Here is a 20,337-nt window from a genome sequence, read left to right on the forward strand (position 1 = left end):
GTTTATAGAAGGCGGAAAGCGAAAATTGCGACGAGAGTCGGCATCAACGCCCCGAGAAACAGGCCCAAAGGGTTAATCGCGCCTTCTGGAAACCGGTCTTTAAGGATCGATGCGCCCGCCGGATTCGGCGCGTTGGCGACGAACGTCAATCCGCCGCCGGTGACCGCACCCGCCACGAGCGCGGACTTGAAATCCGGACTCAGCCCTTCGACGAGGGAGCCGAGGTAGGTCAAAGCCGCGTTGTCCGTGAAGGCGGTCAGCGCCGTTGCGCCATAGAACACCTGAGTCGCATCCATGCTCATCAGCAAGGGTTGCAGCCACCACTGCTGCATGCCCCCGAGAACGACCAGCCCGGAAAGGAAGAAGGCCACCAGCAAGGCTTCGCGCAGAATCAACCGGTCCTGGTAATGCTCGTACGCCGTGGCGATGCCAAGGAAAAACAGCAAGGCACCGATGAAGATCGCCGGGTGATGGGCGAAGACGACAATGGCGACAAGAAACCCCAGGTGGACCGCGATGAGGGCCGGCGGCACGCTCGGCTTGTCTGGCTCGTCGCTGCCCGCAAGGCCAGCCAGCTCCCTTCGGAAAACGAAGGTGGCGAGGGCGGAATTCGTCAACACGGCAATAGCGGCTCTCCAGCCGAACTCGCTCATCATGAAGGCAATATCCCAGTTCCACTTGGCGGCCACCATGAGGACCGGCGGTGCGGCGAAGGGCGTCAACGTGCCACCGATGGAGATGTTTACAAACAGCACACCCAGCGTCGCGTATTTCAGCCGGGTCGAGGCCTGGCTGGTGAACAGCCGATTGCGGAGCATCAGAGCGGCCAGCGTCATGGCCGCGGGCTCGGTAATGAACGAGCCGAGGAGCGGGACGAAAAAGAGGATGACGAAATAACTCGCCATGGCCGACGGCAACGGAAACGCCCGAGCGGCAAGGCGTACCATCCCACCGCTGACATCAAGAATGGGTCGAGTGCCGGCCACGACCATCACCGCAAACACGAACATCGGTTCGGTGAAGTCCCGGGCTTCGACGTAACTGACAGCCTTCTCGCCGCTTTCGAAGGCGGCAACGAAAAGCACCAGTACCAACGCCCAGAAGCCGAAGACAACTTCGACCTCCCCCAGCAGGTGCCATATCCCCGCATGCCGGGGTTGAATATGCGCGAGATGGGCAAAATACTTGACGGAGAACGTGTGGATAAGCGCGATCGCGAAAAGGATCGCCGCGCCGATCTCGATAAAATGCGTTACAGAAGAGTCCATGGTCGCATCTTCTCCACATCGCGTCCCGTTGGGGCCGATTTTCCCGATTCGGATGGGCTGATTCCTTCGGCCGCTGGTTTGATTACTTCTTTCCCGATATTCGAAAGAGAAAGAACGCCGTCGCCACACCGTGCAAGAAGCTTGCTGCCCAAGGACCAATCGGTGTGCGGAAAGCCGACGTGCGCTGAGCGTTCCGTATATCTCGTCGGCGGAACAGTTCAACGATGCCCAGGCGGACCTTCCCGGTTTTCTGATTCGCCGTTACCAGCCAGAGGCCCCATGTTACCGGAATAGCGCCCGCGGGCGCGGCCGGTTGACGAAGCCAGTTCATGGTGGAACGGTGGATCGGCTAAGCATCCATAGTTCTTTCGAACTATCCCCTGATCCCCGCACCTAGTTCCTTTTTCCTCCCGCGCTCGTCCTTCAGGAGAATTTCGCCACCGGGTCGCCTTGCCTAAATTGCGTTCATGGCAATCCAAAGGGGGAAGGACATGACTCGCAAGCGGCAGGCGCTCTCCGTATTGATGGTGAGCACACTCGCGTTCACGGCGTGTTTCATGGTCTGGATGATGTTCGGCGTCATCGGCATTCCGATCAAGAAGGCGCTCAACCTCAACGCGACGGAGTTCGGTCTGCTGACCGCGACACCCGTGCTGACAGGATCACTGGTACGTGTGCCGCTCGGTATCTGGACCGACAAGTACGGTGGGCGCATCGTCATGACGCTACTCATGGCGGCCACGATTCCGGCCATCTGGCTGATGAGCTACGCGACCGAATACTGGCACTTCCTGGTTATCGGCCTCTTCGTCGGCCTGGCCGGCGGTTCGTTCTCGGTCGGCACCCCCTATGTCGCCCGCTGGTTCCAGCGCGAGCAGCAGGGATTCGCGATGGGGATCTACGGCGCCGGCAACTCGGGTGCGGCGGTCAACAAATTCCTGGCCCCGACGCTGGTCGTCGCTTTCGGCTGGACCGCGGTGCCGGCGGTATACGCCGCCGTCATGACCGCGATCGTCGTTCTATTCTGGTTGTTCAGCTACAGCGATCCGGCACATCACGTTTCCGGGGCCATCCGCTTTAGCGATCAGTTACGCGCGCTAAAGGATCCCCGGGTTCTCAAGTACTGCCAGTTCTACAGCATCGTCTTTGGCGGCTACGTCGCGCTTTCGCTGTGGATGGTGCAGTACTACGTGGGCGAGTTCGGCCTCGATATTCGTACGGCCGCACTGCTCGCGACCTGCTTCTCGCTGCCCGGCGGCGTGCTGCGCGCAGTGGGCGGCTGGATGTCCGACAAATGGGGCGCTCACAGCGTTACCTGGTGGGTGATGTGGGTGAGCTGGGTCTGTCTCTTCCTCCTGAGTTATCCGCAAACCGACGTGACGATCGCCACCGCCTCGGGCCCGGTGATATTCCACATCGGTCTCAACATCTATCTGTTCACGGCGCTGATGTTCATCCTCGGCATCGCCTTCGCGTTCGGCAAGGCGAGCGTCTTCAAGTACATCAGCGACGACTATCCGCACAACATCGGCACCATCAGCGGCATCGTCGGCCTCGCCGGCGGTCTGGGCGGATTCATCCTGCCGATCATGTTCGGCGCACTGATGGACATCACCGGCATTCGTTCCAGCGCTTTCATGCTCATGTACGGGATCGTCTGGGTCTCGTTGATCTGGATGTACTGGACCGAGGTCCGCCGTCGCGACGTGGTTGGCGCGACTCAGTTCGCCGACTAGCCACTCGATAAAGCAACAACTCCGCAAGGCGCAAATCAGGGAGACACCATGCTCGATACCGCTACTCGCCCCTTACCCGCCGGAAACGCGAAGCCTTCCGGCGCCGACATCGCCGACTGGCGCCCCGAAGACGACGCGTTCTGGGAATCGACCGGAAAGCGCATTGCCTACCGCAACCTGTGGATCTCGATTCCTTGCCTGCTCTGCGGTTTCGCCGTGTGGGGCATGTGGGGAATCATCACGGTGCAGATGATCAACCTCGGCTTCCCGTTCAGCCAGGCGGAACTCTTTTCGCTGACGGCCATTTCGGGTCTCGCCGGCGCGACGATGCGCATCCCGGCGTCGTTCTTGATCCGTCTCGCCGGGGGGCGCAACACGATCTTCCTGACGACGGCGATGCTGCTCGCGCCGGCGATCGGTACCGGCATCGTGTTGCAACACAAAGACTGGCCGCTGTGGGCTTTCCAGCTGATGGCACTGTGGTCCGGCGTCGGCGGCGGCAATTTCGCGAGCTCGATGTCGAACATCAGTACCTTCTTCCCGAAACGCCTGCAGGGTACGGCTCTCGGCCTCAACGCCGGTCTCGGCAACTTCGGCGTCACGAGCATGCAGATCGTCATCCCGCTCGTCATGACGACGAGCCTGCTCGGTGCCTTCGGCGGCGAACCGATGACGCTGATCAAAGATTCCGGCTGGATCTTCGGCCGCATTCCCGCCGGGACGCCGACCTGGATCCAGAACGCCGGCCTCGCTTGGGTGCTGTCGCTCGTTCCGCTGGCCGGCTTCTGCTGGTTCGGCATGAACAACCTGAAGACGGTCTCGTCCGACACCGGCCATCCGATCGTCGCCTTCCTCAAGATCACATGGCTGTACACCCTCTCGTTCGTTCCGGCAGGTGTCGGCCTCTATCTCTACCTCCCGGCTCCCAGCGGACTGGGCGTGCTCAACATGTGGCTGACCATGCCGCTGATCATCGTCAGTACGCTGTTGGTGATGAAGCTCACGGCGTTCGGCACGATGAAGGAGAACATCGCCAAGCAGTTCGCCATCTTCAGCAATAAGCACACGTGGTCGATGACGCTGCTTTACATCGTGACCTTCGGTTCGTTCATCGGTTTTTCGATGGCGTTGCCGCTCTCGATCAAGGTGATATTCGGCGTCAGCCACGTACCGGACGCAGCGGGAGTGATGCAGCACACGCTGAACAACCCGAATTCGCCGCAGGCGCTCACCTACGCCTGGATCGGCCCCTTCGTGGGCGCGCTGATCCGGCCCGTGGGCGGTTGGATCGCGGACAAGATCGGCGGCTCGATCGTGACCCAGATCATCTCGGCCGTGATGGTCGCCGCCTCGGCGGCGGTCGGCTACGTCATGATGTTGGCGTACGCGTCGGCAACGCCGGAACAGTACTTCCCGGCGTTCATGACGCTCTTCGTCATCCTCTTCGCCGCCAGCGGCATCGGCAACGGCTCTACGTTCCGCACCATCGGCGTCATTTTCGATCGCCAACAGGCCGGCCCCGTACTCGGATGGACTTCAGCCGTCGCCGCGTACGGCGCGTTCGTCGCCCCCGTCGTCATCGGCAATCAGATTACCGCCGGCGCGCCGCAACTCGCGATGTACGGCTTCGCCGCGTTCTACGCACTGTGCCTGATTCTCAACTGGGCGTTCTACCTGCGGGCCGGCGCCGAGATCCGCAACCCTTGAGGCGCGTGCTCGACACCGTCACCGCTTTCGTACCCACCGGATTCCAGAGGCAACCATGAGCCATTTTCTCGATCGACTCACCTACTTCAAGCAACCGCGCGAAAGCTTCTCGGGCGACCACGGCGTCACGACCGGCGAGGATCGTACCTGGGAAGACGCGTATCGCGATCGTTGGGCGCACGACAAGATTGTGCGCTCGACGCACGGCGTCAACTGCACGGGTTCCTGCTCGTGGAAGATCTACGTCAAGGGCGGCATCGTCACCTGGGAAACGCAGCAGACCGACTACCCGCGTACGCGCTGGGACATGCCCAACCACGAACCGCGCGGCTGCGCGCGAGGCGCGAGCTACAGCTGGTATCTCTATAGCGCCAACCGCGTGAAGTACCCGCTGGTGCGCGGCCGCCTGCTCAAGCTGTGGCGCGAGGCGCGGCTCACGCACGATCCGGTCGATGCGTGGGCGGCCATCGTCGGCGACGAGGAAAAGCGCCGGAGCTACCAAGTGGTCCGCGGCATGGGCGGTTTCGTGCGCGCGAACTGGGACGAAGTGAACGAGATGGTCGCCGCCGCCAACGTGCACACGATCCGCACGTATGGACCGGACCGCGTCATCGGCTTCTCGCCGATCCCCGCCATGTCGATGGTTTCGTACGCTGCCGGCTCGCGCTACCTCTCCCTCATCGGCGGCGTCTGCATGAGCTTCTACGACTGGTACTGCGACCTGCCGCCGGCGAGCCCGCAGGTGTGGGGCGAGCAGACCGACGTCCCCGAATCGGCCGACTGGTACAACTCGACCTTCCTCATCGCCTGGGGTTCGAACGTGCCGCAGACGCGTACGCCGGACGCGCATTTCTTCACCGAGGTGCGCTACAAGGGCGCCAAGACGGTAGCCGTGACGCCGGACTACTCGGAAGTCGCCAAGCTGAGCGACATCTGGATGAAACCCAAGCAGGGTACCGACGCCGCCGTCGCCATGGCGATGGGCCATGTGATCCTCAAGGATTTCTACTTCCCTGACGGCAGCAACGGACGTTCGGTACGCAGCGCTTATTTCGACAACTATGTGCGCCGTTACACAGACATGCCGATGCTGGTGCTGCTCAAGGAACAGACACTTCCCGACGGCAGCACCGCCATGGTGCCCGATCGCTACCTGCGCGCTTCGGACTTCGCCGACCGGCTCGGCGCGACGAACAACCCCGAATGGAAAACGGTGGCTATCGACGAGGCGGGCAACGTCGTACTGCCCAACGGCGCCATCGGCTTCCGTTGGGGGCCGGACGGGCGTACCGACGCCGGCCAGTGGAACCTCGAAGCCAAGGAGGCAACGGGCGGCCGCGACGTGACGCTGCAGCTCTCATTGCTCGAAGGCGAACACGCGACGACGGATACGGCCAAGGTGGCCTTCCCCTACTTTGGCGGCATCGCCCACGAGCACTTCCCGAACAACACCCTCGGCAATGGCGGCAACGTGCTGGTGCGCACCGTTCCCGTTCGCCACCTGGCGCTCGCCGACGGAAACGGAACGAAAAAAGCCGCCGTGGCCACGGTGTTCGACCTGCAGGTCGCCAACTACGGTGTCGCACGCGGGTTACCCGGCGAACTCGCGGCACGCGATTTCGACGACGACACACCCTACACGCCGGCGTGGCAGGAACGCATTACCGGCACGCCGCGCGAGCAGGTGATCGCGGTCGCCCGTCAGTTCGCCGACAACGCCCACAAGACCCAAGGCAAGTCGATGGTGATCATCGGCGCCGCGATGAATCACTGGTATCACGCCGACATGAACTACCGGGGCGTCATCAACATGCTGATGCTGTGCGGCTGCATCGGCAAGAGCGGCGGCGGCTGGGCGCATTACGTCGGCCAGGAGAAACTCCGGCCGCAGACCGGCTGGACGGCGCTGGCCTTCGCGCTCGACTGGATCCGCCCGCCGCGGCAGATGAACTCGACGAGCTTTTTCTACGCGCACTCGGACCAATGGCGCTACGAAAAGCTCGGCGTCGAGGAAATCCTCTCGCCGCTCGCCGACAAGTCGCAATACGGCGGCAGCATGATCGACTACAACGTGCGCGCCGAGCGCATGGGCTGGCTCCCCTCGGCGCCGCAACTCAAGACCAACCCGTTGCATGTCGTGCGCAATGCGGTGGCGACCGGCCTCGACCCGAAGGATTACGCCGTCGGCGCGTTGAAGGACGGTTCTTTGCAGATGAGCTGCGAAGACCCGGATCACCCGGACAACTGGCCGCGCAATCTCTTCGTATGGCGTTCGAATATTCTCGGATCGAGCGGCAAAGGGCACGAGTACTTCCTCAAACACCTGCTCGGCACGAGCCATGGTGTTCAGGGCAAGGACCTGGGCCCAGACGACGCGAAGCCGGCAGAAGTCGTGTGGCACGACAAGGCGCCCGAGGGCAAGCTCGACCTCGTGGTCACGCTCGACTTCCGCATGAGCACGACCTGCCTGTATTCCGACATCGTGCTGCCGACCGCCACCTGGTACGAGAAGAACGATCTCAATACCAGCGACATGCACCCGTTCATCCACCCGTTGTCGACGGCGGTCGATCCGGCGTGGCAGGCGAAGAGCGACTGGGAAATCTACAAGGGTTTCGCGAAGAAATTCAGCGAAGTCTGCGTCGGCCATCTCGGCGTCGAGCGCGAACTCGTGCTCACGCCGCTGATGCACGACTCGCCCGCCGAGCTGGCGCAGCCGTTCGGCGTCAAAGACTGGAAACGCGGCGAAGTGGATCTCGTGCCGGGCAAGACGGCGCCCAACATGGCTGTCGTCGAACGCGACTACCCGAACGTGTACAAACGCTTCACAGCGCTCGGCCCGCTCATGGACAAGGTCGGCAACGGCGGCAAGGGCATCGCCTGGAACACCCAAACGGAAGTCACTCAGCTAGGCGACCTGAACGGTCGCGTGACCGCCGAGGGCGCAACCTGCGGCATGCCGAAGATCGAAACCGACATCGACGCTTGCGAAGTCATCCTGCAGCTCGCTCCCGAAACCAACGGCCATGTCGCGGTGAAGGCATGGGAAGCGCTCGGCAAGCAAACGGGCCGCGACCACACGCGTCTCGCGCTCTACCGCGAAGACGAGAAGATCCGTTTCCGCGACGTGCAGGCGCAACCGCGCAAGATCATCAGTTCGCCGACGTGGAGCGGCATCGAGTCGGAGACCGTCTCGTACAACGCCGGCTACACCAACGTGCACGAACTGATTCCGTGGCGGACGCTCACTGGCCGCCAGCAGTTCTATCTCGACCATCCGTGGATGGCGGCCTTCGGCGAGGCGTTCTCAAGTTACCGGCCTCCGGTCGACCTGAAGACGACGGCCGAGGTGCAGGGCATCAAGCCAAACGGCAATCCCGAGATCGCGCTCAACTTCATCACGCCGCACCAGAAGTGGGGCATCCACTCGACTTACTCGGACAATCTGCTGATGCTCACGCTCAATCGCGGCGGGCCGGTGATCTGGCTTTCCGAGGACGACGCCCGGCACGCCGGCATCATCGACAACGACTGGGTGGAGCTCTTCAATGCCAACGGCGCGATTGCGGCGCGCGCGGTGGTCAGCCAGCGCGTCAATCCGGGCATGGTCCTGATGTACCACGCGCAGGAAAAGATCATCAACACGCCGGGATCGGAAATCACCGGCTTGCGCGGCGGTATCCACAACTCGGTGACACGCATCGTGCTCAAGCCGACGCACATGATCGGCGGCTACGCGCAGTTCGCTTACGGCTTCAACTACTACGGCACGATCGGCGCCAACCGCGACGAATTCGTCGTCGTACGCAAGATGAACACGGTGGATTGGCTGGACGACGAAGCGCCGTCCACGTCCGCCACGATGGCCGCGGCCTCGGCCCGCTAGGAGAAAGACGACATGAAGATTCGCGCCCAGATCGGCATGGTGCTGAACCTCGATAAGTGCATCGGTTGCCACACCTGCTCGGTGACATGCAAGAACGTGTGGACGAACCGGCCGGGGATGGAATACGCCTGGTTCAACAACGTCGAGAGCAAGCCGGGTATCGGCTACCCGAAAGAGTGGGAAAACCAGGACAAGTGGAACGGCGGTTGGGTACGCAAGGCGGATGGCACGATCGAGCCGCGTCAGGGCGGCAAGTGGAAGCTTCTGATGCGCATCTTCGCCAATCCGAACCTGCCGCAGATCGACGACTACTACGAGCCCTTCACCTTCGATTACGACCACCTACAGTCGGCGCCCGAATCGAAGGCGACGCCGACCGCACGGCCGCGCAGCCTGATCACCGGCAAGCGCATGGAGAAGATCACCTGGGGACCGAACTGGGAAGAGATCCTCGGCGGTGAGTTTTCGAAGCGCAGCGCCGACAAGAACTTCGACGAGATCCAGAAGGACATCTACGGTCAGTTCGAAAACACTTTTATGATGTACCTGCCGCGCCTGTGCGAGCACTGCCTCAACCCGGCGTGCGTAGCGTCGTGCCCTTCCGGCTCGATCTACAAGCGCGAGGAAGACGGCATCGTTCTCATCGACCAGGACAAGTGCCGCGGGTGGCGCATGTGCGTGAGCGGCTGCCCATACAAGAAGATCTACTACAACTGGCAGTCCGGCAAGGCCGAGAAGTGCATCTTCTGCTATCCACGCATCGAAGCCGGTCAGCCGACGGTGTGCTCGGAGACCTGCGTCGGGCGCATCCGCTACCTCGGCGTTCTGCTCTACGACGCAGACCGCATCGAGGAAGCAGCAAGCGTCGAGCGCGACAGCGATCTGTATCAGGCGCAGCTCGACCTTTTCCTCGACCCGAACGACCCCGCGATCATCGAGCAAGCACGCCGTGACGGCATCCCGGAGGCCTGGCTGGAGGCCGCGCGCAACAGCCCGGTGTACAAGATGGCGGTCGACTGGAAGGTGGCACTGCCGCTGCACCCTGAGTACCGCACGCTGCCGATGGTCTGGTACGTACCGCCGCTGTCGCCGATCAGCTCCGCCGCGCACGCCGGTCACATCGGCGCCAACGGCGAAATCCCCGACGTGCGTCAGTTGCGCATCCCGGTGAAGTACCTCGCCAACCTGCTCACGGCCGGCGATACCGCACCCGTCGAACGCGCGCTCGAACGCATGCTGGCGATGCGCGCCTACCAGCGCGACAAGCATGTCGAAGGGCGCATCAACACCGACGTGCTGGCACAGGTCGGCATGACGACCCAGGAGGTCGAGGCGATGTACCGGATCATGGCGATCGCCAATTACGAGGACCGTTTCGTGATCCCCAGCACGCACCGCGAATACGCCGAGAACACCTTCGACATGCGCGGCGGTTGCGGCTTCTCGTTCGGCAACGGCTGTTCGGACGGCAGCAGCGCACCGAGCCTGTTCGGTGGCAAGAAGCGGCGCACGATCCCGATCAAGGCGGAGGTGTAAGCATGGGGATGTCAAAAATTTCGCTGACGCTGCGTGTGCTCGCCGCCCTGCTTAGTTACCCGAGCGAGAGACTGCGCGGCGAGTTGTCGGCGCTCGTCGCCGCGCTGCGGGAGGAAGCGGCATTGCCCGCCGCGCGTCAGCGCGAAATCGAGTTGCTGATCGCCCGCTTGCGCCACATCGACGCGCTCGACTGCGAATCCGAATACGTCGAAGTGTTCGACCGGGGCCGCGCCACGTCGCTGCATCTCTTCGAACATGTGCACGGGGACTCGCGCGACCGCGGACCGGCGCTCATCGACCTCGCCCAGACTTACGAAGCACGCGGGCTCATTCTCGCCCCCGGGGAACTTCCCGACTACCTGCCGGTAGCGCTCGAGTTCGCTTCCACGCTCCCCGCCGAGGAAGCGCGAGCCTTCCTCCGCGAGATGGCGCACATCCTCAACGCGATCTCCAACGCGTTGCAGAAACGCGAGAGCCCGTATGCCGCGATCACCGGCGCACTGCTCGATTTGTGCGGCAAAGAGACACAGACGATAAAGGTCGTCGACGACGAGCCGCTCGACGCGACCTGGGAAGAGCCGGCGGTTTTCGACGGCTGTTCGTCGCGCGGGCAGGCCGCCTCGGAGCAGCCGATCCACCTTGTCCGCAACGCCACGGCAACACGCCAGACATCCCCTTCCAACCCGCACATTCCCGGAGTTTCGCCATGAGCGCGTTCGAGACATTCCTGTTCGGTATCTATCCTTACCTCTGCCTCGGCGTCTTTCTGCTCGGCAGTTTGATCCGCTTCGAACGCGACCAATACACGTGGAAAAGCGACTCGTCGCAGCTCCTGCGAGCCGGCCAGTTACGACTCGGGAGCAACCTCTTCCACGTCGGCGTGCTCTTTCTTTTCTTCGGTCATTTCTTCGGTATGCTCACGCCGCATGCGCTCTACGAACCCTTCATCGCAGCCGGCAACAAGCAGCTTCTCGCCATGGTAGCGGGCGGCATCGCCGGCACGCTGGCGTTCTTCGGCGTCAGCCTGCTCTTGCACCGCCGGTTATCGGACGCGCGCATTCGCGCCACGTCACGCACCAGCGACATCGTGCTGCTCGTTCTGCTCTGGATGCAGTTGGCGCTCGGACTCGCCTCGCTGCCGATCTCGGCGCAGCACATGGACGGCAGCGTGATGATGCGGTTGGCCGAATGGGCGCAACGCATCGTGACCTTCCGTGCCGGCGCCTCGGAACTGCTCGCCGACGTGAGCTGGCTGTTCAAGGCGCATATCGCGCTCGGCCTGTCCATCTTCCTGGTCTTTCCGTTTACCCGGCTCGTTCATGTATGGAGCGGCTTCGGTACCGCGGCCTACGTTCTTCGCCCGTACCAGGTCGTCCGCGCCCGCCGGTTGAACATTCCGGCTGGACACAATCTGCCGCGCCCGCCCGGGGCCGGCGTCTAGGAGAAACGCTTTGCAAACCGAATTCCTCAAACACACGCCCGCTCACCTGCTTGGCGACGGCATCGCCTACGTCGATGGGATTGCGCTCAACACCCTGGGCGAAGTGCTCGCCGTCGGCGAGTTGCGGCAACGCGCGTATTCCGAGTTATTGCGGCGCGCCGCGATCGACCATGGCCTGCTCGCCGCCGAAGACCTGCCGGCCACCGACGGCGTGCTGAGCGAGGACGCCAGCCGCGCCATCGAAGCTCTGCTCGAACGCAAGCTGATGATCTTCGAACCGTCGGAAGAGGAATGTTTGCGCCATTACGCGGCGCGCCGCAAGACCTACGCGATCGGCGAGCGCGTGCATGCCCGGCATATTCTGTTCGCCGTCACGCCCGGAGTCGACGTGGCTGCCTTGCGCGAGCGCGCCGAGTCGATTCTGCTCGACCTGCGCAGCCACGGCGGAAAGGCGCTGCAGGAAGCCGCTGCCGGCGATCGATTTGACGAAGCCGCGCGCACGTACTCGAACTGTCCTACAGGTGCCGACGGCGGCAATCTCGGTTGGCTCACGGCGTCCAACTGTGCGCCGGAGCTCGCGCGCGAGCTGTTCGGCCGTACCGAGGTCGGCGTCCTGCCGCGCCTCGTGCACAGTCGCTTCGGTTTCCATATCGTCGAAGTGAGCGAGCGCCAACCAGGCGTCGAGCCCCCCTATGCGGAAGTCGCCGGTGCGGTCGTCACATCGCTGCGGCAAGCCGCCTATGTGACGGCTTTGCGCGACTACCTGGCGCGTTTGGCGCGCAAGGCGACGATCGTCGGCGTCGATCTCGACACGAACGAATCGCCGCTGATCCAGTAGACGCGCGACTGGCCGCGGCGCAACCGCGGCCGTCGCCAGTTCTCCTAGCGTGCCGGCGTTCCCGGCGGCGCCGCCCGCAGATACTGTTTTGGCCATTCGACCGCGTGCCCAAGCGCCTGCGCGGCATGCAGCGGCCAGTAAGGGTCGCGCAGGATCTCACGGCCGACGAGCACCATATCGGCCTGCCCCGTCCGGATCACATGATCGGCCTGAGCCGGCGAGGTGATGAGGCCGACGGCTGCCGTCGGTATATCGGCTTCGGCGCGTACGCGCGCGGCGAACGCCGTCTGGAATCCAGGACCGGCCGGAATCTTGGCATACGGCACCAAGCCGCCTGACGACACGTTGATGAGGTCGACGCCGAGCGCCTTCAGTTGCGTGCACAGTTGCACAGTCTCATCGACGTCCCATCCGCCCTCGACCCAATCCGTCGCCGAAAGTCGCACTAGCAGCGGCAAGCGCTCGGGCCATTCGGCACGCACGGCGGCGGCCACCTCGCGCACGAGGCGCGAGCGGTTCTCGAAACTGCCACCCCAGGCGTCGGTACGCTGGTTCGCAAGCGGCGACAGGAATTCATGCAGCAGATAGCCGTGAGCGGCATGTATCTCGACGACCTGGAATCCCGCCTGGAGAGCACGCCGCGTCGCGGCGACGAAAGCGCCGATGACGGCTTCGATACCTTGTGTATCGAGCGCCTGCGGCACGGCGTAGCTGTCGCCGAAGGCAATCGGCGACGGTGCCACTGGCGGCCAGCCGCCCTCTTCCGCACCCAGCGATCGCTGCGGCTGCCAACCCAGCCCTGCACCACCCTTACGTCCGGCATGCGCAAGCTGAATCCCCATGACGGCGCCCTGTTCCCGGGCATAACGGGTGATACGCGCTAAAGGTTCGATCTGGTCATCGTTCCACAAACCGAGGTCGGCCGGGCTGATGCGCCCCTCGGGAACGACGCCCGTCGCCTCGATGTTGATGAGCGCGGCGCCGCCGATTGCGCGACTCGTGTAGTGCACGAAATGCCAGTCGTTGGCGACTCCGTTTTGCGCCGAATACTGGCACATCGAGGGTATGCCGATGCGGTTCCTGAAGACGACGTCGCGGAGTTTGAGCGTTTCGAAAAGGTGAGCCACGAGTTCCTCATTGGCGGAAAGAAAAACGTGATCTTAGCGCCCGCTGGGAACCCGTGCTGTACCGCGCCCGTTTGCGGCCGTGCATCACCTGGCGGCACTCTGCGGAAAGATCTCGGTGGTTAGCGTTCTGGCGAACAGCAGCCCGCGATACGAGAGGCTCAGTCGCGCCAATCGTCCCGGTCGTGGTAATGGCCGCGACCGCGGTAATAGCCGGGCGGCCCGGGTGGAACGACGACCACGCGAGGCGCTGGAGCCACCCACACACGCGGAGGCGGAGCGACCCAGACACGCGCCGGCTCCGGCTCGTAGTACGCCGGACCGCGCGGGGTGACGACCGCGCATCCGGAAAGAACAGCCGCCGCAGCCGTCACGGCGAGAACGGGAGGCGAGAAGAAGCGTTTCTTCATGGTATAAACCTCTGACACGATGGGCACGCCGTGGACCGCGACGGCTCGCGAGGCAAGCGCGACACCAAGAAGAAATGCGCTGCCTTGAGCAGATAACGCGCGGGATGCGGGGTAATTTGACGGTCGAGTTGTAAATTCGGGCGCCGCTTTGTAACGAGATGTTGGTTAGAGACGCTGATAACAGGCCGCGTTGGCCAAGTGCCTATTCGGCAAGGAAAATCCCTGTCGTGGCCACGCCTAAATATCCTGTTAGAATATTTGCGCTGGTCGGGGTGGTGCCTTGCTGATGCGCTGTTCGTTCTGGAGTTTGAAAATGAAACCAAGGGTCCTCATGCCGATGCGGGCGATTGCTCTTCTCCGTGTAACGTTCGCCTGCCTTCTCGCAGCGGTCACGCTTACGGCGGGCGTACAGGATCTTGCGGAAATCCGCGAACGCGGCGTCCTCCGCCACCTCGGCGTTCCGTACGCGCGGTTTGTCGTCGACAGCAACGAAGGACTCGACGTCGAAATCATGCAGCGCTTCGCCAAACATATCGGCGTGCGCTACGAATTCGTGCAAAGCGGCTGGTACAGCATCTTCCAGGACCTCATCGGCCAGAACATCGAGTACAAGCCGGTTATTCGCGCTTTCGGCAGCCGCGCGATCCGTGGCGACGTCATCGGCAGCGGCCTGACGGTTCTCCCCGGGCGTGACAATATCGTCGACTTCTCGACGCCGACATTCCCTACGGCCGTCTGGCTGATGGCGCGCTCGGCGTCGGTCGTGCAGCCCATCACGCCGAGCGGCAATCTCGCCGCAGACATCAAAGCGACGAAGGCCAAACTCAAGCAAGGGACGACCTTCGTGATCGACAACACCTGCCTCGACCCGGCGCTCTACGATCTTGAAGGCAAGGGCTACACGCTCAAGCGCTTCACCCGCGAGATCAATCTCAACGACATCGTTCCGGCCGTATTCAAGCAGGAGAGCGAAATGACCCTGCTCGACGTGCCGGACATCATCGTCGCGCTCGAAAAATGGCCGGGCCAGATCAAGGTGATCGGACCGATTTCCGGCGAGCAGCGCATGGCGGCGGCGTTCCGCAAGACATCGCCTGCTCTGCGCCAGGCCTTCAACGAGTTCCTCGCCGAGTTGCAGAGGGACGGCACCTACATGGAACTCGTGCGCAAATACTATCGCTCGGCGCCGCGCTACCTGCCCGAGTATTTCCGCGAGCTGGGAATGGCAAACGCCCGCTGACATATCGCGCGAGGGACACATCGGGTGTTTTTCCTGATCAGGCGCTATAAGAAAAGCGTCCTTACCTTCCTGATCTTTATCGCGTACGCGGGCGCGGTTTTCTGGAGCAATTACGATTCGCTCCGGCGCCTGCAGGAAAACGCGCTGATCCAGCTGCAACTCGAGACGGAGAAGCAGGCGTCGGCCATTTCCTACTATTTTTCCGAACGCCGCAGCGACCTCGGCGAACTCGCCGAATCCGAGATCGTGGTCAACTTCTTCAAGAACAGCGACATGGGCATGAGCTACCAGTACGGCCTGGGAGTCAATGTCCAGCTCATTGAGGATCATTTCGAACGCCTCGCCGAACGCAAGCGCGTGGGCGATCTGCCGGCTTATTCGGGATTCGCCCTCGTCGCCGCCGACGGCCAGCCGGTCGCCACCTGGCACGCGCCGGATGCTTCAGGCGGTTACCAGGCGTGGATCGAACCCGACAACCGCGAGATGCGCACGCGGCTCATTGAACGCCAGGACGTTCTCCTGGTCAGCGCGCCGGTGTGGATCAACCGTGTCTATCGCGGCGAGGTGCTCGCGTGGGTGAACGCCGACACGAGCTTTGCGCAGTTCGGCCGCTCCAGCGGCGGCAATCTGAGTTTTCTCGTGGATCGCTTCAACGGCAAACCGATCGGTTCTTCCGGCAACGAACTTGCGCAAGTCGCGGCGGAGCATTGGCAGGAATTGAGCAAGGGCAGCCGGATGAACAACAACGCGGGGGTCGCGCTCCACGACGACGACGGGGAAACGCAGGTCCTCGTCAAGGTCGATATCGACAACACGCCAGTGGCCTACGTTTCCCTCACGTCGGGTCAGGTGGGCGACAGCGGCACGGCGCGGCTCTTTGTCATCGCCGCGGCGATCGTACCGCTGATTGTCGTGCTCGTTGGCTCACTCGACGTGCTCGAACGGCGCCGCCTTGATCGGCTCAGCGAGCTGGCGCGGAAGGAAGCGGAACGACTGGCGCGAACGCGCAGCGAGTTCCTGGCGAACATGAGCCACGAGATCCGTACACCGATGAACGCGATCATCGGCATGACCGAGCTTTGCCTGGGGACGAAGTTGAATCCCAAGCAGCACAACTATCTGACGAAGATACAGAGCGCGTCGAACTCGCTGCTGCGCATCGTCAATGACGTTCTCGACTTCTCGAAGGTTGAGTCGGGCAAGCTCGAAATCGAGCAGTTGCCTTTTGACCTCGACCAAGTGATCGACAACCTGGGGACGCTATTCGCCGAAAAGGCGCGGGCGAAGTCGATCGAGCTCGCCTTCGACGTCGACGATTCGGTACGGCACACTTTTGTCGGCGACATCCTTCGCCTCGAACAGATTTTGATCAATCTGATCGGGAACGCCATCAAGTTTTCCGAACGCGGCAACGTTGTCGTGCGCATCCGAGGCGAACGCAACGGGGCGGCCTCCGCACGCGTCCATTTTGCCGTGGTTGATGAAGGCATCGGACTCTCTCCGGAACAGCAGGCTCGCCTGTTCAACGCTTTCACGCAAGCCGACACAACAACGACGCGACGCTACGGCGGCACGGGTCTCGGCTTGGTGATCAGCAAACGGCTGGTCGAGTTGATGGGCGGCAGCATCCGTGTGGAGAGCGTGCTGGGGCAGGGAAGTACGTTCCACTTCCATGTCTGCCTCGGTGTCGATGCCTCCCGCCCGGCCCCGGCCGAGGTAATGGCACAGCAACTGGCGCCCTTTGCCCATCGGCCCGTGCTCGTGGTCGACGATAACGCGGTGTACGGTGCAGTCATGGTGGGGCAACTCGGCCAACTCGGCCTGCGTGCCGAGGCAGTAGACTCCGCGCAAGCGGTGCTCGCCGCCTTGAGCCGACCGGACGCCGTCGACTACTTGGCAATTCTCGTCGACAGCGATATGCCGGGCGTCGACAGCATCGAAGCGGTGCGTATGTTGCGCCAGCAGATGGGAGAACGACGGCCGCCCATTCTCCTCGTCACGTCCGGGCTGGACGATCGTTGGCTCGACCGGATGGCCGATGTGGTCGACGGCTCGCTCGGCAAGCCGACGAGCGCCAGCCGGCTGTTCGTCGAACTCGCCCCGCTGCTCGGCATTCGCGCTCCAGCCGGACTTGACCAGGGTGCACGCAAGGCGACCGATGTATCGTGGTTGGGCGGCCTGGACATCCTGCTCGTCGACGACGTGGCGCTAAACCAAGAGGTGATTCGCGACATGCTTGAAGAAGCGGGCATGCGCGTGCGCCTCGCCGCCAACGGGCTCGAGGCCATCGAGGCCGTCACCGAAAAACGCCCTGATTGCGTGCTCATGGACTGCCAGATGCCGGTGATGGACGGCTACCAGGCGACACGCATCCTGCGCAACGACGAGCACCTGCACGACTTGCCGATCGTCGCATTGACGGCCAGCGCGCTTCCGAGTGAACGTGAGCGCTGCCGGCAGGCAGGCATGAACGGCTACATCAGCAAGCCAGTCACCTCGGGCGATCTGCTCGCCATTCTCGCCACTTATATTCCAATGCGCGGCTCGCCAGAGGCGCAGGTTGGAGTAACAGCAGGGCCAGTTGATCCGGAGCGGCCAACCGCGAACGCTCCGCGCGGTGCTGACGCCATGCCGCCGCAATCGAAGGCGACCGACGACCTTCCCGAACTGCATGGCATCGACTGCGAACTCGGCCTACGGTATGCCAGCGGCAAGGCGATGGTTTATCGCCGTTTGCTGCGCATCTTCCTCGATTCGCATGGCCGCACTTTTGAAGGTGCGTTCCACGACGCTTACGAGGGAGGAAACTGGAAGGAAGCGACGCGGCTTGCGCACTCGCTCAAGAGTGCCGCGCGCACCATTGGCGCCAATACCCTGGGAGATTTGGCCGAAGCCCTGGAGCATTTGTGTCTCGATCGCGAGGCTGCGGCGATTGCGCCCTTGCTCGGTCGGGTGACCTTGGAACTCGAACAGGTGTGCGGCGGCCTGGCGACCGTCAACACCGACTGATCGTCGCTGATCGTCAGTCCATCGAGCCATTTGCTCTGCGCGCCGACGTACTGGTACGGCGCGGTGGAGCGCGGGGAGAAACCCGGTCCTTGTGCTGCAACACGCTCGTAACGTTGATCTCGTAACGTCCTTCCACACGATGCGAAAGGACACGCCATGAAGCAGACATCGCTTGCGCCGCAACGAGAAAGGAATACCCGGCGCTCTCGGCTTACCGTCAGCCTCGCCCAATGCGAATGGGACATCCTGCAGGCACAGAAGCTCCGCTATCGCATTTTCGCCGGCGAGCTTGGGGCAAATCTTCCGACGCGCACACCGGGCGTAGACAAAGATATTTTCGACCCCTACTGCGAACACCTCGTCGTTCGTGACGAGGGTAGCGATGCGGTAGTCGGAACGTGCCGAATCCTGTCCCCGATGCGCGCGGTGCGCGTCGGCAGCTTTTATTCCGAGAACGGCTTCGACCTGACCCGGCTGCAGCACCTGCGTTCGCGCATGATCGAGGTCGGGCGTCTGTGCGTGCATCCCGCCTATCGAACTGGCCGCACGATCGATCTGCTTTTTCGTGGAATCGGCCTCTACATGGACCAGAACCACTACGAGTACCTGCTCGCCTGTCCCGGCGTCAGCATGACGGATGGGGGGCACGCCGCCGCCAGCGCTTACGCGCGTCTCGGCGAATACCTGAGCCCCCTCGAATACCGCGTCTTTCCCCGTTGCCCGCTGCCTTTGGCGTCACTCGACCGCCACACGCCGGTTCACCTGCCGCCGCTCGTCAAAGGATGCCTGCGCATTGGCGCCTACGTATGCGGAGAACCCGCGTGGGATCCCGATTTCAACAACGGCGATTTTCCGATTCTCCTGCCCGTTGCCGCACTTCACGGCCGTTATGCGCGGCGCTTAGGCCATCCGTCGGTTCGCAGCGAAGTCGCCGCCACCCCGCTTTAGCCGGCGGGCACCGTAACGCCGCTTTCGGACGCATCGGGTAGTTCCAGCCAAACGGTTCCTGGCTGCCGTTCAACGGTGACGCTCCCGGCATCCGTCGTCGTGTAGGTGAGGAAACAAAGCTGGCGCGGATCGGACAGCACGCGCGGGTTGAAGACGGCATAGACGTCTCCGCTACAGCGCGCAGAGCGCGAGAGCAACCCCGGGTGCCCCTCGCGATGCAACTTGGCCCCCACCTGATGTGTCAGCGTGTAATCGTCCGGATCGACAAGCGCCGGACACGCCGTCACGGTTGGGCGCAGGTCGATCAAGGCCGCATCGCAGCGCACGAGGTAGATCTTGCGTTCGATGCGGATTCCCGGCTGCGTGAAGCCCGCGTCGCGCAGAAAGCCCTCCCGCCAGTGGTACACAGTCTCATACACCGTCGTCTCGACGCTGTCGGCACCGTACCAGACGCCGAAACTGCCGTCCGAATACCGACTGCGCATCCAGTGCTTGAACGGGTAGTCGATCGCATCGTTCCAGTGTGCCTCCTCAAAAGGCCGATGAATCACCGGTTCCGGCGAAGAAAACGCGCGCGACTTCGTAGCGAGTTCGAGCTTGATTGCCGCGCTCCAGTCCTCCGGATCGTCGCTGAGATCGTCGAAGACGTCCTGAGAGACACGGATAGAGACGATGTTGCGATAGGCGTCCGCGTGGGTTTCCGCGAGGCGCAGATCCGCAAAGACGGTGTCGATCACTGCCCGCGCGCTCGGTCGAGGTACGCCAACACCATCAGCAGGCCGGCGAAGCCGAACTCGCGGATCACTTCGATCGGCGTACGGTTGTCGAACGCGCGGTTGCGCGTCTTTATCCAGGCGTAAGCCAGATCGCGATTGTGGGGAAAGAGAAGACGCGTGTTTTTGTGGATGCCGAGCAGGTGGCCTGCTCGTTCGAGAGTGTCGCGGCTGTTGGCGATCGGTTCGCCGCGCCGATAGCGGCCAAGCACGGCCCGGTTCGTCGGCGAAAAACCGAGGGCGTCGAGCTGTTCCTCGGTCGTGAGCCTCCAGTGGTCAAACAATTTCATCAGCATACCGGCGACGGCACGACGGTCGATTGCCTCGGCAGACGTATTTGCGGCAGGAAGCATGGCGTTATCCGGCGTCTTCGCTTTGTTCATGTTGTTATTGTAACTTATTTTGCACTATATGCAACATT

At 62.8% G+C, this 20,337-nt stretch carries 15 protein-coding genes; 10 read left to right on the forward strand and 5 right to left on the reverse strand.

Features of this window, described 5'->3' with window-relative positions:
* Positions 1–2: 2 nt before the first annotated feature.
* Positions 3–1,268, reverse strand: a complete 1,266-nt coding sequence (locus NZ453_RS01735) for a putative Na+/H+ antiporter (RefSeq protein WP_263768552.1) — start codon at positions 1,266–1,268, stop codon at positions 3–5.
* Between the two features lie 491 nt (positions 1,269–1,759).
* On the opposite strand from NZ453_RS01735, the gene NZ453_RS01740 reads away from it, so the two are divergent.
* Genes NZ453_RS01740 through NZ453_RS01770 form a run of 7 tightly spaced genes read left to right on the forward strand, consistent with a single transcriptional unit; the run spans position 1,760 to position 12,412 of the window.
* Positions 1,760–3,004 (forward strand): MFS transporter, encoded by a 1,245-nt coding sequence (locus NZ453_RS01740; RefSeq protein ID WP_263768553.1) that lies wholly within the window; start codon positions 1,760–1,762, stop codon positions 3,002–3,004.
* A 48-nt stretch (positions 3,005–3,052) separates the two neighbouring features.
* On the forward strand, positions 3,053–4,711 hold the full coding sequence (locus NZ453_RS01745) for an MFS transporter (protein WP_263768554.1): 1,659 nt from the start codon (positions 3,053–3,055) through the stop codon (positions 4,709–4,711).
* Positions 4,712–4,766: 55 nt separating this feature from the next.
* Positions 4,767–8,597, forward strand: a complete 3,831-nt coding sequence (locus tag NZ453_RS01750; RefSeq protein WP_263768555.1) for a nitrate reductase subunit alpha — start codon at positions 4,767–4,769, stop codon at positions 8,595–8,597.
* 12 nt (positions 8,598–8,609) lie between these two features.
* A complete protein-coding gene (narH, locus tag NZ453_RS01755; protein ID WP_263768556.1) occupies positions 8,610–10,133 on the forward strand; it encodes a nitrate reductase subunit beta in 1,524 nt (507 codons plus the stop codon).
* 2 nt (positions 10,134–10,135) lie between these two features.
* Positions 10,136–10,843 (forward strand): nitrate reductase molybdenum cofactor assembly chaperone, encoded by a 708-nt coding sequence (gene narJ, locus NZ453_RS01760; protein WP_263768557.1) that lies wholly within the window; start codon positions 10,136–10,138, stop codon positions 10,841–10,843.
* Positions 10,840–11,574 carry a respiratory nitrate reductase subunit gamma gene (narI, locus tag NZ453_RS01765; protein ID WP_263768558.1) on the forward strand — a complete coding sequence of 245 codons (735 nt, stop codon included), beginning with the start codon at positions 10,840–10,842 and terminating at the stop codon, positions 11,572–11,574. The genes narJ and narI overlap by 4 nt, the downstream gene beginning before the upstream one ends.
* Positions 11,575–11,584: 10 nt before the next feature.
* Positions 11,585–12,412, forward strand: coding sequence for a peptidylprolyl isomerase (locus tag NZ453_RS01770; protein WP_263768559.1), 828 nt, complete (start codon positions 11,585–11,587; stop codon positions 12,410–12,412).
* Positions 12,413–12,456: 44 nt separating this feature from the next.
* On the opposite strand, the gene NZ453_RS01775 is transcribed toward NZ453_RS01770, so the two are convergent.
* Both NZ453_RS01775 and NZ453_RS01780 read right to left on the reverse strand, forming a co-directional pair.
* Positions 12,457–13,539 (reverse strand): NADH:flavin oxidoreductase/NADH oxidase, encoded by a 1,083-nt coding sequence (locus tag NZ453_RS01775; RefSeq protein WP_263768560.1) that lies wholly within the window; start codon positions 13,537–13,539, stop codon positions 12,457–12,459.
* A 158-nt stretch (positions 13,540–13,697) separates the two neighbouring features.
* The gene (locus tag NZ453_RS01780) at positions 13,698–13,946 is read right to left on the reverse strand and encodes a hypothetical protein (protein ID WP_263768561.1); all 249 of its coding nucleotides are present in this window, start codon (positions 13,944–13,946) and stop codon (positions 13,698–13,700) included.
* Positions 13,947–14,259: 313 nt separating this feature from the next.
* On the opposite strand from NZ453_RS01780, the gene NZ453_RS01785 reads away from it, so the two are divergent.
* The 3 genes from NZ453_RS01785 (at position 14,260) to NZ453_RS01795 (ending at position 19,143) form a co-directional block, all read left to right on the forward strand.
* Positions 14,260–15,186, forward strand: coding sequence for a transporter substrate-binding domain-containing protein (locus NZ453_RS01785; protein ID WP_263768563.1), 927 nt, complete (start codon positions 14,260–14,262; stop codon positions 15,184–15,186).
* 24 nt (positions 15,187–15,210) lie between these two features.
* Positions 15,211–18,195, forward strand: coding sequence for a hybrid sensor histidine kinase/response regulator (locus NZ453_RS01790; protein WP_263768564.1), 2,985 nt, complete (start codon positions 15,211–15,213; stop codon positions 18,193–18,195).
* Between the two features lie 156 nt (positions 18,196–18,351).
* A complete protein-coding gene (locus NZ453_RS01795) occupies positions 18,352–19,143 on the forward strand; it encodes a GNAT family N-acetyltransferase (protein WP_263768565.1) in 792 nt (263 codons plus the stop codon).
* Here NZ453_RS01795 and NZ453_RS01800 read toward each other — a convergent pair.
* Both NZ453_RS01800 and NZ453_RS01805 read right to left on the reverse strand, forming a co-directional pair.
* Positions 19,140–19,880, reverse strand: coding sequence for an RES family NAD+ phosphorylase (locus tag NZ453_RS01800; protein WP_263768566.1), 741 nt, complete (start codon positions 19,878–19,880; stop codon positions 19,140–19,142). The two genes, NZ453_RS01795 and NZ453_RS01800, sit on opposite strands and share 4 nt — an antisense overlap.
* Positions 19,877–20,299 (reverse strand): MbcA/ParS/Xre antitoxin family protein, encoded by a 423-nt coding sequence (locus tag NZ453_RS01805; protein ID WP_263768567.1) that lies wholly within the window; start codon positions 20,297–20,299, stop codon positions 19,877–19,879. Before NZ453_RS01805 ends, NZ453_RS01800 begins: the two co-directional genes overlap by 4 nt.
* Positions 20,300–20,337: the final 38 nt, after the last annotated feature.

Source organism: Propionivibrio soli (genome assembly GCF_025770765.1).
Taxonomy (GTDB): Bacteria; Pseudomonadota; Gammaproteobacteria; order Burkholderiales; family Rhodocyclaceae; genus Propionivibrio; species Propionivibrio soli.

Bases quoted from the DNA above. Each gene is read 5' to 3' on its own strand.
- narI (WP_263768558.1), top strand. From the start codon at position 10,840: ATGAGCGCGTTCGAGACATTCCTGTTCGGTATCTATCCTTACCTCTGC.
- NZ453_RS01785 (WP_263768563.1), top strand. From the start codon at position 14,260: ATGAAACCAAGGGTCCTCATGCCGATGCGGGCGATTGCTCTTCTCCGT.
- NZ453_RS01750 (WP_263768555.1), top strand. From the start codon at position 4,767: ATGAGCCATTTTCTCGATCGACTCACCTACTTCAAGCAACCGCGCGAA.
- NZ453_RS01735 (WP_263768552.1), bottom strand. From the start codon at position 1,268: ATGGACTCTTCTGTAACGCATTTTATCGAGATCGGCGCGGCGATCCTT.
- NZ453_RS01780 (WP_263768561.1), bottom strand. From the start codon at position 13,946: ATGAAGAAACGCTTCTTCTCGCCTCCCGTTCTCGCCGTGACGGCTGCG.
- NZ453_RS01805 (WP_263768567.1), bottom strand. From the start codon at position 20,299: ATGAACAAAGCGAAGACGCCGGATAACGCCATGCTTCCTGCCGCAAAT.
- NZ453_RS01795 (WP_263768565.1), top strand. From the start codon at position 18,352: ATGAAGCAGACATCGCTTGCGCCGCAACGAGAAAGGAATACCCGGCGC.
- NZ453_RS01745 (WP_263768554.1), top strand. From the start codon at position 3,053: ATGCTCGATACCGCTACTCGCCCCTTACCCGCCGGAAACGCGAAGCCT.
- narH (WP_263768556.1), top strand. From the start codon at position 8,610: ATGAAGATTCGCGCCCAGATCGGCATGGTGCTGAACCTCGATAAGTGC.
- narJ (WP_263768557.1), top strand. From the start codon at position 10,136: ATGGGGATGTCAAAAATTTCGCTGACGCTGCGTGTGCTCGCCGCCCTG.
- NZ453_RS01740 (WP_263768553.1), top strand. From the start codon at position 1,760: ATGACTCGCAAGCGGCAGGCGCTCTCCGTATTGATGGTGAGCACACTC.